Genomic DNA, 13762 nt, shown 5'->3' with positions numbered 1-13762 from the left:
ATGGATATTATAGACGTATCAATCATTGTAGCATACATTCTGCTTTCGGTGAGTATCGGAATTTGGATTTCAAGAAAAGCATCAAAAGGATTAGACGATTATTTCCTTGGAGGTAAAACAATCAAATGGTATTTCCTGGGCCTTAGCAATGGATCTGGCATGTTTGATGTTTCGGGAACCTCATGGATGATTGGTGTTTTATTTCTGTATGGAGTAAAAAGCTTTATGTTCATGTGGCTGTGGCCGATATGGAATCAGATTTTCGTCATGATGTTTCTCGCGGTCTGGATAAGAAGATCAAAAGTAATGACGGGTTCAGAATGGATTTTAACACGTTTTGGAAGTGACAAAGCCGGAAAAGCATCGCATATTATTGTAGCGATTTTTGCTATTATTTCTACGATTGGTTTCATTGCCTATTTCTTCGAAGGAATCGGAAAATTTGTAACTATTATTCTTCCGTGGGATTTAACGCTTCATTATGGCGATATGATTCTATTGACATCAGAGCGTTCTTATGCCTTGTTAATCATTTTTTTAACTACAATTTATACTGTAAAAGGCGGAATGTTTTCGGTTGTTGCGACAGAAGTAGTACAGTATTTAATTATGATCGTTGCCGGAGTTTTAATTGCAGGATATGCATTCATTAATTATACCGATATTCAGATTAATTCGATTATTACACCGGAATGGAAAAATGTTTTCTTCGGATGGCAGTTTGAAACCCAATGGAGTGATAAATTTCAAACCTTCAATAATTTAATTGATTCTGAAGGTTATAAAATGTTTGGGGCTTTCATCGGGATGACATTATTCAAAGGGTTTTTTGCGAGTGTGGCCGGGCCAACTCCAAGTTATGATTTACAGCGTGTTCTTTCAACAAAATCAGTAAAAGAAGCGGCTTATATGAGTGGTTTCACCAACTTGATTTTATTCATTCCAAGATACTTGTTAATTACCGGAATCGTGGTAATTGCGTTGGTAAACTTAGCACCGGAATTAAATGCAAACACAGGTTTAACCGGAGCCGATTTAGAATTATTAATGCCAAAAGTGGTTAATTTATATATCCCGGTTGGAATTAAAGGAATCCTTTTAGCAGGTTTATTAGCGGCTTTTATGTCGGGATTTTCAGCTTTCGTAAATGCAGGACCGGCTTATATTGTAAACGATATTTATAAAAAATACTTTAAACCAGTTGCTACAAATCAACATTATATTAAAGTAAGTCAGATTTCTTCTTTCCTTGTAGTGGGGTTAGGCGTTTTTATGGGATTTTTTGCAGACTCAATCAACTCTTTAACACTTTGGATTACAAGTGCTTTATATGGTGGTTATGTAGCAGCCAATTTTCTAAAATGGATTTGGTGGCGTTTTAACGGCTGGGGCTATTTCTGGGGAATGTTCGCCGGATTAATCATTGCTTCTTTACAGTTTATTTTAGGAATGAACAAAGCTAATTTAACTGAAGGTTCTTTCTTATATGATTTAGCACAGGTACAGGCTATTTACCTTTTCCCATTAATATTTGGATTCTCAATTTTAGGATGTCTTTTAGGAACTTACCTAAGTCAGCCGACAGAAATGGGAGTTTTAAAATCATTCTATTCAAACGTAAGACCTTGGGGATTTTGGAATCCGGTTTATGCAGCACTAAAAGCGGAAGATCAGTCTTTCGAAAAAAATAATGATTTCTGGCTGGATATGATGAACTGTGCAATTGGAATTATCTGGCAGTCGAGTATGATCTTGCTTCCGATATTCTTCATTATTAGAGATTATCCAAAAGCAATTACGGCCTTGATTGTGTTTTTAGTAACGACTACGATCCTGAAATTTACCTGGTTGGATAGAGTTAGGAAGATTGAAGAATAGAATATAGAGAAAAGAATAAAGAAGTAAGATTTTAGAGTAGAGAATTTCTCCAAAGTTTGTCAGTCTGAGCGAAGTCGAAGACCACACACGAAATTAGACAAAGATTGACGATTTAGATTGCAGAATTTCTATTGAGTTTTCTCCTTTCGTCGAAATGACAAGATTGAGGAAAAAATTAAACACATAGAAACATAGTTTTAAGTGTGTATAAAAAAGAATACAAAAAGAAACTAGTTTCTAACACATAGCTATGTGTATTAATGCAAGTGAAACGCCTTTTATGCAGTTTCAATACTATGTTTCTATGTGTTTAAAAAGAAAATAAAACAAAAAACAATAAATAAAAAAATAAAAAAATGAGCAGTATTCCTTGGCAAGACAGACCTGAAAACAGTAATGATGTAATGTGGAGATATTCTGAAAACCCGATTATCGACAGATATGCAATTCCGTCATCAAACAGTATTTTTAATAGTGCTGTGGTTCCTTTTGGAGATGGTTATGCAGGAGTTTTCAGATGTGATAATAAAGCGGTTCAGATGAATATTTTTGCCGGATTCAGTAAAAATGGAATCGATTGGAAAATCAACCACGAACCAATCGTAATGCAGTCTGGAAATACGGATATGATCGAATCTGCTTATAAATATGACCCACGTGTGGTTTTCATTGAAGATCGTTACTGGATTACCTGGTGTAATGGCTACAATGGACCAACTATCGGAATTGGATATACTTTCGATTTTAAAGAGTTTTTTCAATGCGAAAATGCCTTTTTACCATTCAACCGAAACGGCGTTTTATTTCCACAAAAAATAAACGGAAAATATGCCATGTTAAGCCGTCCAAGTGATAACGGGCATACACCATTTGGAGACATCTGGATCAGCTACAGTCCGGATATGAAATACTGGGGAGAACACAGATTAGTAATGAAACCAAGTCCCTTTGAGCAAAGTGCCTGGCAGTGTACAAAAGTAGGAGCAGGTCCCATTCCAATTTTAACAGCCGAGGGCTGGTTGATGATTTACCACGGAGTTATCAATACCTGCAACGGTTTCCGTTATGCAATGGGGTCTGCGCTGCTTGATGTCGATTCGCCGGACATCGTAAAATACAGAACACAGCCTTATTTATTAGGACCTGCAGAAATTTATGAAATGGTAGGAGATGTGCCAAACGTAGTTTTTCCTTGTGCTGCTTTGCATGATACTGATGAAGATAAATTAACCGTTTATTATGGCGCTGCAGATACAGCAGTAGCAATAGCTTTCGGAAAATTGAGCGAAGTGATTCAGTTTACAAAAAATAATAGTTTATAGAACATGTATTTAAAAATTCAATGGTTAACAGTTGTTATGGGGTTTCTTTCGGTTGTGGGTTTGGCACAATCGAAGAAAAACTCTGTAACACCTAAAACTTATGTAGCATCTAAAACTACGAATCCAATTGTGATTGATGGTGATGAATCTGATGTTTCCTGGTCAAAAGCAGACTGGACAGCTCTTTTCGAGGATATAGAAAATGATGTGAAGCCAAAATATGCAACAAAAGTTAAAATGCTCTGGGATGAAACCAATTTTTACATATTAGCAAAAATTGATGAACCGCATATTTGGGCAGATTTAAAACAACGTGATACCATTATTTTTTACAATAACGATTTTGAAGTTTTTATTGATCCCGACGGCGACACTTTTAATTATTATGAATTAGAGATAAATGCATTAAATACAGCCTGGGATTTGTTTTTATCAAAACCTTACAGAGAAAATGATAATGTTGTTTTAAATGACTGGAATATTCCGGGTCTGAAATCAGCGGTAAAAATCAAAGGAACGCTTAATAACCCAAATGATACTGATGAAGGATGGGTTTTAGAAATGGCAATTCCCTGGGCATCTTATAAAAAATCCTACAACGAAAATAATGTGCCCGCAGATAAATTCTGGAGAGTTAATTTCTCAAGAGTAAACTGGCAGCATTCACTTGTTGATGGTAAATATGAACGTAAAAAAGACGCTGACGGAAAATTTCTTCCTGAGTACAATTGGGTTTGGTCTCCACAAGGGGTAATTAACATGCATGAACCTGAAAAATGGGGCTATGTTTATTTTTCTTCAAAAGAAGGAAAAGACAGTTTTACGATTCCACAGGATGAAAAGGTAAAATGGGAACTTTACAATTTGTACAGAGCTCAAAAAGAGTATTATCAAAAAAATAAAGTCTGGGCAAAATCATTAACCAGTCTCACAAAAGAAGTCATAAGCGTTGATAATAAAATTTTAAAGCCTATCTTAGAAAATCATTCTGCCGGATACAATATCTCAGTAAAAAGCCCTTTTTCTAATAAAATCCTGATTATAAAAGAAGATGGCCGGTTTTTAGAATAAAAAATAATTAGAAAAATAATACCACATTATCAATGATTTATTTTAAACATTACAATATCACAATAAAATCAGTCTGGTTAATCTTAATAAGCAGCATATTTTTGGCTTGTTCATCATTAAACAAAAAGCAAAGTGCATCTAATGAGGATTTTAAAATTATTGGGTATGTAGCCGGTTACGAGAATTTTGATCCGGCAAAAATTGATGCAGGTAAGTTAACCCATCTTAATTACGCCTTTGCCAATATTGTTGATGGTAATGTTCAGTTTGAACTGGCTACCGATAAAACTAAAATCGAAAGCACAATTGGGCTGAAGAAACAAAATCCGCATTTAAAAGTATTGTATTCTATTGGCGGCTGGGTTTGGTCAGATCAATTTTCAAATATAGCTGCTTATGCCGAATCAAGAGAAAAGTTTGCTAAAAGTGCTGTTAAACTAATGAAAACTTATGGTTTTGACGGTATTGATATCGATTGGGAATTTCCCGGACAACGTGCAGAGGATAATGTTTTCAGACCTTCAGACAAAGAAAATTTCACACTTTTATTGGGCGAATTACGTAAGCAATTAGAAATTGAAACTAAAATAGATAACAAACATTATTTGTTAACAATCGCAGCAGCATCAGATCAGGAATATATCAATCACACTAATTTAGGAAAAGCGCATCAATATCTGGATTATATTAATGTGATGTGTTATGATTTTTATAACGGCTGGTTTTATCAAACGGGACATCACGCCAATTTATATCCTTCAAAAGGAGAAAAATTTGGAGGAAACAGTATAAGCGAATCTGTAGATAAATTGCTAAAAGAAGGTGTTCCTGCTAATAAACTTATTATCGGAATTCCTTTTTATGGAAGAAAGTGGGAAAAAGTATCAACTGAAAATAATGGTTTATACCAATCTGCTCAAACAGGAAGTGCAATTGTTGCTTCGTGGGAAATTGCAAAAGAGGTACAATCTGGAAAATTTCAGGAATTTTACGATGATTCGGCAAAAGCATCTTATTTGTGGAATGTGCAGGACAATATTTTTATCTCTTATGAAACACCAAAAGATATAGCTTTAAAGGCAGCCTTTATTCAACAAAAAAAACTAGGAGGTGCCATGTTTTGGGAATATAGTTTAGATAATAATCAGGAGTTACTAAATACATTGTATGAAAGTATGAGTAAGGCTAACAAAACAAAATAAACCGCTATGAAACTACCAAAATTAGTACTCTTTTTATTAGTATTCAGTATTTTTTCTTGTACCAAAAAAGAAGAAATCACCACTTTTAAATTTGGAGTCTGGACAACGGCTGATTCCAAAAAATCAGATGCAGATTATACGAAAGAATTCAAAAAATATAAAGATGGCGGCATCGACGAAGTATTAATCAATACGACAACTGATCCAAATCTTTTAAGAAGATTAGTACCGCTTGCGACTAAAGAAGGTCTAAAAGTTCACGCCTGGATTATGGCAATGAACAGACCCGGAGATTCAGTTGCTTTACAGCATCCGGAATGGTACCAGGTAAGTAAAGAAGGAAAATCCTGTTTTGATAACCGTCCTTACGTAGACTATTACCAATGGTTATGCCCAACCAGAAAAGAATCAAGAGAACACGTTTTACATTTAGTTGAAGAACTCGCAAAAGTTGAAGGAATCGAAAGTGTACATTTAGATTACATTCGTTTCCCGGATATCTTTTTACCAATCAGTTTATTGCCAAAATACAACCTGGTTCAGGATGTAGAATTGCCTCAGTTTGATTTTTGTTATTGTGACGAATGTGTAAAAGCATTCGAAAAAATGCATCATAAAAATCCAAAAGAAAGCCATAATACTTCTATCGATATGGAGTGGAAAAACTTCCGTTTAAATGCCATAAAAGCTGTTGTTGACGATGCTTATAAAATTGCTCACAAACACAATAAAAAATTAACGGCAGCAGTTTTCCCTTATCCGGAAATGGCTGATCATATGGTACGTCAGCGTTGGGATAAATGGAATATTGACGAAGTATATCCAATGATTTACCACAGTTTTTACAATGAAGAAATTGACTGGGTTGGATATGCCACAAAACAAGGTGTTCAGGACTTAGAAGATAAGAAAACGAAAATCAATACAGGAATTTATATTCCGGGATTGAAAAACGATAAAGAATTAAAACAAGCAATCTTAGAAGCAAAAGAAAATGGAGCAGCAGGAGTTTCATTTTTTGATGGAAATGCATTGTCTGAAAGTAATTTGAAGACAATCAAAGAAACAAAAGCAAGTTTAAAATAATATTTTGTAAAATTTCATTTAAAAGTAAAAAGCATGTCAAACAGAAGAGATTTTATAAAAAAAGCAGCTTTAGGCGCAGCAGCGGTAACTTCTGTTGTTGGCCTTAGCGGATTTGCAGAGAAAGAAGATGAAAAAGAAGGAGTATTAGAATTTTCTTCGAAAAAAGTAAAAAAACCAGTTGTAATTTCGACATGGAATCATGGTTTGCCTGCCAATCAGGAAACATGGAAAGCATTGAAATCCGGAAAATCGGCTTTGGATGCAATCGAAGCCGGAATGAAAATACCTGAAGCCGATCCGAATGTCCGCAGTGTTGGTTATGGAGGATATCCGGATCGCGAAGGGAAAGTGACTCTTGATGCCTGTATCATGGATCACAACAGTAATTGCGGGTCTGTTTGTTTCCTTCAGGGAATCAAACACCCAATTTCTGTTGCAAAAAGAGTGTTACAAAATACACCTCACGTTATGCTGGCAGGACAGGGAGCATTGCAGTTTGCTTTGTCTGAAGGTTTTAAAGAAGAAAATTTATTGACTCCGGAATCTGAAAAAGACTGGAAAAAATGGCTGGAAGATTCTAAATACAAACCAGTCATTAATATAGAAAATCACGATACCATAAGCATGCTAATGTTAGACCAGGAAGGTAATCTTTCTGGTGGTTGTACCACGAGCGGTGCAGCCTGGAAAATGCACGGCCGCGTCGGTGACTCCCCAATAATCGGCGCGGGTCTTTTCCTAGATAACGAAGTAGGTGCAGCTGCTGCAACAGGCTTGGGCGAAGCGGTTATTAGAACTGCAGGAAGTGCCATGGTGGTCGAATTAATGCGTCAGGGAAAATCGCCTTATGATGCCTGCAAAGAAATCACAGAACGTATTTACAACAAACATAAAAACCACAAAGACATGGAATATCTGCAAGTTGGCTTTATTGCTTTAAATAAAAACGGCGAATATGCAGGTTACAGTCTAAGATCAGGATTTAATTACGCTGTTTCTGATGACGTGAAAGGTCACAGAATGGAAGATGCGAAATTTAAAATGTCCTGGGATAAATAATTATTACGTTTAGAACTTTGTCAAAGTTTCAAACTTTGACAAAGTTTTTTCGACACAGTTTTGTCATTTCGACTGAAAGGAGAAATCGCACTAGTTGATCGACAAAGATTAGAAATGACAAAACTGAAGTTAGAAAAACAAACATGAAAAAAGGAAACCAGTTTCTATGTGCATTCATGCAAAGTGAAACGCCTTTTTAAGCTTTAAAAAACTATGTCTCTATGTGTTTAAGAAATAAGCACATAAAGAAACCAAAAAACAAAGAATGAAAAAATTATTATTCCTATTAACGCTAATCACTTCAATTTTCTCGGCTGACGCGCAGAAAATTTACACGGAAAATGATATTCGTATTATTCCGAAACCTACGCAGACGCTAATTAAAACAGGTGTTTTTGAATTTACAAAAGATACTAAGTTTGTTGTTAATGGTGATTTTCAGAAAAGTGCAGCCGATGCTTTGGCTTCTAAATTTGGGACTGCTGCAGGATGGAGACCAGAAGTGACTACAAAAGCTCCCGCGAGTAATTATATTTTGTTGAAAACAGATCCAAACTTAAAGAATGAAGCTTACGTTTTAGATGTAAATCCAACTAATATTACGATTGCTGCAAAAGGAAACAACGGTTTTCTATATGCTTTAGAAAGCATCAGACAATTACTTCCAGAAGCAATTGAAAGTCAGTTTGCGATTACTTCTGCAAAATGGGAAATTCCAAGTTTGACTATTAATGATGAACCTCGTTTTAAATGGAGAGGTTTAATGCTGGATTTATCACGTCATTTCTTCGATAAAAATTATGTTTTAGCTACAATCGACCGTTTGGCAGCACATAAAATGAATGTTCTGCACATGCATTTAGTGGACGATCAAGGCTGGAGAATCGAAATCAAAAAATATCCAAAACTAACAGAAGTTGGTGCCTGGAGAGTAGATCAGGAAAACAGAAGCTGGAATGCCCGATTGACTACAAATCCTGACGAAAAAGGAACTTATGGCGGATTTTTTACACAAGAAGAATTAAAAGAAATTGTAAAATACGCAGCTACAAAAGGAATTGAAGTAATTCCTGAAATCGAAATGCCGGCGCACGTAAGCAGTGCCATTGCTTCTTATCCAGAATTAGCTTGTTTCGATCAGAGAATTGGAGTTCCTTCGGGAGGTGTATGGCCTTTGACAGATATCTACTGTGCCGGAAAAGAAACGACGTTTGAGTTTTTACAGAATGTTTTAGACGAAGTAATGGAAATTTTCCCTTCAAAATATGTTCATATTGGAGGAGATGAAGCGACTAAAACCAATTGGGCAAAATGTCCGCACTGTCAAAAAAGAATTAAAGACGAGCACTTAAAAAGTGTAGCAGAATTACAAAGTTATTTCGTAAAACGCATCGAGAAATACGTTAATTCTAAAGGTAAAAAACTAATCGGCTGGGATGAAGTTTTAGAAGGCGGATTAAATCCAAGTGCTACAATTATGTGTTGGAGAGGAGAGAAGATTGGTGCAGAAGCGGCTAAACAAGGTCATGATGTAATTATGACTCCAGAGTCTCCTTGTTATTTCAACTTTTACCAGGGACCTCAAAACGAAGAGCCTTTGGCTTTTGATGCTTATAATCCGTTAAGCGAGGTGTACAAATTTGATCCTGTAGTTGCAACAATGACACCACAGGAAGCTGCACATATTTTAGGCGGACAAGCCAATTTATGGGCAGAACATATTAAAGGACCAAAAGATTCTGAATATATGATTTTCCCAAGATTAGCAGCACTATCAGAAACATTATGGAGTCCGAAAGAAAAGCGTAATTGGAACGATTTTACTTCAAGATTATTCTCAATGTTTAAACGTTACGATTATCAGGGATTAAATTATGCGAAAAGCGCTTATTTGGTAACCGCTTCTTCAACAGCTGATTTAGGAAATAAACAAGTCAAAGTGGAGTTGAAAAATGAGTTCCCTAATCCAGATATCCGTTATGTTTTAGGAGATAAAAACATTGATCATCATGCAATAAAATATACAACTCCAATTGAAATCAAAGAAACAACGGTTTTAAAAGCTTCTTTATTTCAGGATGATAAACCAGTTGGAAAAACATTCACAGATACTATTGTTTTCCATAAAGCATTTGCTCAGAAAGTAAAATATCTAACACCTTATAACGAAAATTATAAAGGAGATGCTAATACGATGGTCAACAGCATCAGAGGAAGTAAAAATTTCCACGATGGACAATGGCAGGCTTGGCTGGTAAACGATATGGAACTTGTTGTAGATCTTGGAAAAGTAGAAAGTATAGAACAAGTAATTGTTGGAACTTTAGAAAGCCAGGGAGCAGGAGTTAATTTTCCAATTCAGGTAAAAGTTTTAATTTCTAATGATGGAGCTAAATATACGCAAGTTGGAAAAATAATGCGTCCGTATGCCGCAAATCCAGTTCCAGAGTTGAAAGATTTCAAAATTAATTTCCAAAAACAAAATGCACGTTTTGTAAAAGTAATTGGAGGCAACTTAAAGAAAAGTCCAAAAGGAGAAAGTTCTTGGTTGTTTGTGGATGAGATTTTGGTGAATTAATTTTTTTTAACACATAGAAACATAGATTTTTTTCTTTTGAAACTTGGTAAAAGAGTTTAGAAAGAAACTAGTTTCTAACACATAGCTTAACGTGAAATGCTTGTGACAGCTTTGTCAAAGTTTTAAACTTTGACAAAGCTTTAAAGTCAAGTTTGTCATTTTAAGTTTATAAATGCATAATCTGAAAAAAAATGAATAAGACATTATTTAAGCTCGGAGTATTATTGATTTGTTTGATGCCATTTTTCACAAAGGCTCAAACAAAAGGATTTTCTATATCTAATGGAGAATTTAAGCAAGATGGGAAAATTATAAAAATACATTCGGGTGAAATGCACTATGAACGTATTCCAAAAGAATATTGGAGACATAGACTGCAAATGCTTAAAGCAATGGGAATGAATACTGTGGCTACCTATGTGTTTTGGAACTATCATGAAGTTGAGCCAGGGGTATGGGATTTTAAAACGGGAAATAGAGATTTAGCTGAGTTTTTACGTGTTGCTAAAAGTGAAGGACTATATGTAATTCTTAGACCAGGTCCGTATGCATGTGGTGAATGGGAATTTGGAGGCTACCCTTGGTGGTTACAAAATAATAAAGATTTGGTAATTCGTACCAATAACAAAGCCTTTTTAGAAGCTTGCAAAACGTATCTGGAACATTTGTACGCAGTGGTAAAAGGAAATTTTGCTAACCAGGGAGGTCCAATTATTATGGTTCAGGCTGAAAATGAATTTGGTTCGTATGTTTCTCAAAGAACCGATATTAATGCTGAGGATCATAAAGCATACAAAACTGCGATTTACAACATGCTTAAAGAAACAGGATTCCCAGAGCCTTTTTTTACGTCTGATGGTACTTGGTTGTTTGAAGGTGGTGCTGTTGATGGCGTGTTTCCAACTGCAAATGGAGAATCAAATATAGAAAACTTAAAAAAGCAGGTGGATAAATTCCATAAAGGACAAGGACCTTACATGGTGGCAGAGTTTTATTCTGGCTGGCTGGATCATTGGGCAGAACCATTTATTAAAATTGGATCTGAGGAGATTGCAAGTCAAACTAAAAAGTACTTGGATGCAGGTGTTTCTTTTAATTATTATATGGTACACGGCGGTACTAATTTTGGATTTACTTCGGGTGCAAATTATAATGAAGAAAGTGATATTCAGCCGGATATTACAAGCTATGATTATGATGCTCCTATTAGCGAAGCAGGTTGGGCAACACCAAAATTCATGGCTATTCGTGATGTAATGCAAAAGTATTCTAAAACCAAATTAGCACCGATTCCAGAGAAAATACCAGTTACAAAATACCCTAATCAGCCTATTAAATCGAGTATGGATGTTTTAAGCTGGATCAAAAAAGAAAAAGCAGTTGTAAATGACCAGCCTTTAACTTTTGAGAAATTAGGTCAGGGACATGGATATGTTTTATATCGTAAACGATTTACGCAGCCAATTTCTTCTGGCAAGTTGAAGATTGAGGGATTGAGAGACTTTGCTACCGTTTATGTAAATGGAGTTAAGGTGGGTGAGTTGAATAGAGTTTTCAAAAATTACGAATTGACCGTTTCTATTCCGTTTAACGGTATTTTAGAAATTTTGGTTGAAAATATGGGACGTATTAATTACGGAGCCGAAATAGTACATAATACGAAAGGAATTATTTCTCCAGTGTTCATTAATGAATATGAAATTAGTGGTGGATGGGAAATGTATAAAATGCCGATGAGTGAAGTTCCTGCTATTAAAAATGAAACGATAAAACCTGGGCGTCCAGGTTTATATGAAGCTGCAGTAAATATCGATAAACCAGCCGATACTTTTCTTGATATGACCAATTGGGGAAAAGGAATTGTATTTGTTAACGGACACAATCTTGGCCGCTACTGGAAAGTTGGACCACAGAAAACGCTTTATGTACCAGGTTGTTGGTTGAACAAAGGTGTAAACAATTTTGTTGTATTGGAGCAGCTTAATGAAAATACTCAAACAGAATTAACTTTTACAGATCAGCCGATACTTGATAAATTAAACTAAAAAACAAAAAACAATAAATTATAAATTAGAGTAAAGATGAAAAAAGGAATATTCATGATCGCCCTTTTATTTTCGGTACAAATGTTCTCTCAGGCCATTTACGAAGATGAAAGATACGTACCAGAAACAGATCCGGCAGTATTAAAAAACTTAGACGAATGGCAAGGCAAAAAATTTGGTCTGCTGATGCACTGGGGAACTTACAGCCAATGGGGAATTGTAGAGTCTTGGTCTATCTGCCCTGAAGATTATGGATGGTGTGAACGTAAAAAAGGAAGCAATCCATCTAATTATAATGATTATATTAAAGATTACGAAGGATTAAGAAAAACTTTTAATCCTGTAAAATTTGATCCTGCAAAATGGGCTAAAGCGGCTAAATATGCGGGAATGAAATACATGGTTTTCACTACAAAACACCATGACGGTTTCAATATGTATGATACTAAATATTCTGATTACAAAATCACGAGTAAAGATGTTCCTTTTCATACGAATCCTAAAGCAGATGTTTTAAAAGAAATTTTCAACTCTTTTAGAGGAGAAGGCATTTCAACTGGAGCTTATTTCTCTAAACCAGACTGGCATAACGAAAACTACTGGGATCCTTATTTTCCTCCATTCGACAGAAACGTAAACTACGATCCAGCTTTATACCCAGAAAAATGGCAGAAATATGTTGATTTCACACACAACCAAATCTTAGAAATCTTAACCAACTACGGTAAAGTTGATATTTTATGGTTAGATGGTGGATGGGTTAGAAAAAGAGACCAAGTGAACATCAAAGAAAACTACGACGAGAAATTTACTGAAAACGAATCTAAAAACGGTTTCATTAAACACAGAGTGGTAGATCAAGATCCAAAAATGGATGAATTGGTAATCAAAGCGCGTCAAAAGCAACCAGGTTTAATTGTGGTTGATAGAGCCGTTCACGGTAAAAATCAAAACTACTTAACTCCAGAAGGGCGTGTTCCTGCTAAAACATTGCCTTATCCTTGGGAATCATGTATTCCAGCTGGCGGTGGATGGTCTTATTCTCCGGGAGCGACTTACATGACTGGAAGAGAAGGTATTCACATGTTGATTGATATTGTTGCTAAAGGCGGTAACTTATTATTAAACGTTGCGCCAAGTCCAGAAGGAGAATGGGATAAAGGGGCTTACGATTTATTACAGGCTTATGGTGACTGGATGAAAGTAAACAGCACAGCGATTTACAACACAAAACCAATCGAACCTTACAAAGAAGAAAACATTTGTTTTACACAAAATAAAGAAGGAAATGTATTCGCATTTTATTTAGCCCAAAAAGGAGAAGATAAAATTCCTGCAGAAGTTACAGTAAAATCGATCAGCCCTAAAAAAGGAACAAAAATTACAATGTTAGGTTCTAAAACTTCTTTAAAATGGACAAAAGAAGGAAACGGATTTAAAGTAGTAATTCCAGAAAGCTTAAGAAACAATCTTCCTGCAAAAGAAGCGTGGACTTTAAAAATCGAAGCGATCAACAGATAA

General features: G+C 35.4%; 9 protein-coding genes. All 9 read left to right on the top strand.

Going from position 1 to position 13762, the window contains the following annotated elements:
* Positions 1 to 1878 carry a sodium:solute symporter family protein gene (locus tag GWR14_RS17735; protein WP_163410420.1) on the top strand — a complete coding sequence of 626 codons (1878 nt, stop codon included), beginning with the start codon at positions 1 to 3 and terminating at the stop codon, positions 1876 to 1878.
* 356 nt (positions 1879 to 2234) lie between these two features.
* A complete protein-coding gene (locus GWR14_RS17730; RefSeq protein ID WP_163410419.1) occupies positions 2235 to 3200 on the top strand; it encodes a glycoside hydrolase family 130 protein in 966 nt (321 codons plus the stop codon).
* A gap of 3 nt (positions 3201 to 3203) precedes the next feature.
* Positions 3204 to 4271, top strand: a complete 1068-nt coding sequence (locus GWR14_RS17725; RefSeq protein WP_163410418.1) for a carbohydrate-binding family 9-like protein — start codon at positions 3204 to 3206, stop codon at positions 4269 to 4271.
* A gap of 32 nt (positions 4272 to 4303) precedes the next feature.
* Positions 4304 to 5473: a glycoside hydrolase family 18 protein gene (locus GWR14_RS17720; RefSeq protein WP_163410417.1), complete on the top strand. Its 1170-nt coding sequence runs from the start codon at positions 4304 to 4306 to the stop codon at positions 5471 to 5473.
* Between the two features lie 6 nt (positions 5474 to 5479).
* Positions 5480 to 6559 carry a putative glycoside hydrolase gene (locus tag GWR14_RS17715; RefSeq protein WP_163410416.1) on the top strand — a complete coding sequence of 360 codons (1080 nt, stop codon included), beginning with the start codon at positions 5480 to 5482 and terminating at the stop codon, positions 6557 to 6559.
* Positions 6560 to 6592: 33 nt separating this feature from the next.
* Positions 6593 to 7618 (top strand): isoaspartyl peptidase/L-asparaginase family protein, encoded by a 1026-nt coding sequence (locus GWR14_RS17710; RefSeq protein ID WP_163410415.1) that lies wholly within the window; start codon positions 6593 to 6595, stop codon positions 7616 to 7618.
* A gap of 265 nt (positions 7619 to 7883) precedes the next feature.
* Positions 7884 to 10196 carry a glycoside hydrolase family 20 protein gene (locus GWR14_RS17705; RefSeq protein WP_163410414.1) on the top strand — a complete coding sequence of 771 codons (2313 nt, stop codon included), beginning with the start codon at positions 7884 to 7886 and terminating at the stop codon, positions 10194 to 10196.
* A 191-nt stretch (positions 10197 to 10387) separates the two neighbouring features.
* Entirely contained in the window at positions 10388 to 12241 is a 1854-nt protein-coding gene (locus GWR14_RS17700) for a glycoside hydrolase family 35 protein (RefSeq protein ID WP_163410413.1), read from the top strand.
* 36 nt (positions 12242 to 12277) lie between these two features.
* Positions 12278 to 13762: an alpha-L-fucosidase gene (locus tag GWR14_RS17695; RefSeq protein ID WP_163410412.1), complete on the top strand. Its 1485-nt coding sequence runs from the start codon at positions 12278 to 12280 to the stop codon at positions 13760 to 13762.

It is taken from the genome of Flavobacterium ajazii, assembly GCF_010614725.1.
GTDB classification, from domain to species: Bacteria; Bacteroidota; Bacteroidia; order Flavobacteriales; family Flavobacteriaceae; genus Flavobacterium; species Flavobacterium ajazii.
The sequence above is the reverse complement of the archived record's forward strand: the minus strand, read 5'-3'. Positions and strand labels throughout refer to the sequence as shown.

Coding starts and splice junctions, on each gene's coding strand:
- GWR14_RS17695 (WP_163410412.1), top strand. CDS start 12,278: ATGAAAAAAGGAATATTCATGATCGCCCTTTTATTTTCGGTACAAATG.
- GWR14_RS17730 (WP_163410419.1), top strand. CDS start 2,235: ATGAGCAGTATTCCTTGGCAAGACAGACCTGAAAACAGTAATGATGTA.
- GWR14_RS17700 (WP_163410413.1), top strand. CDS start 10,388: ATGAATAAGACATTATTTAAGCTCGGAGTATTATTGATTTGTTTGATG.
- GWR14_RS17720 (WP_163410417.1), top strand. CDS start 4,304: ATGATTTATTTTAAACATTACAATATCACAATAAAATCAGTCTGGTTA.
- GWR14_RS17735 (WP_163410420.1), top strand. CDS start 1: ATGGATATTATAGACGTATCAATCATTGTAGCATACATTCTGCTTTCG.
- GWR14_RS17710 (WP_163410415.1), top strand. CDS start 6,593: ATGTCAAACAGAAGAGATTTTATAAAAAAAGCAGCTTTAGGCGCAGCA.
- GWR14_RS17705 (WP_163410414.1), top strand. CDS start 7,884: ATGAAAAAATTATTATTCCTATTAACGCTAATCACTTCAATTTTCTCG.
- GWR14_RS17715 (WP_163410416.1), top strand. CDS start 5,480: ATGAAACTACCAAAATTAGTACTCTTTTTATTAGTATTCAGTATTTTT.
- GWR14_RS17725 (WP_163410418.1), top strand. CDS start 3,204: ATGTATTTAAAAATTCAATGGTTAACAGTTGTTATGGGGTTTCTTTCG.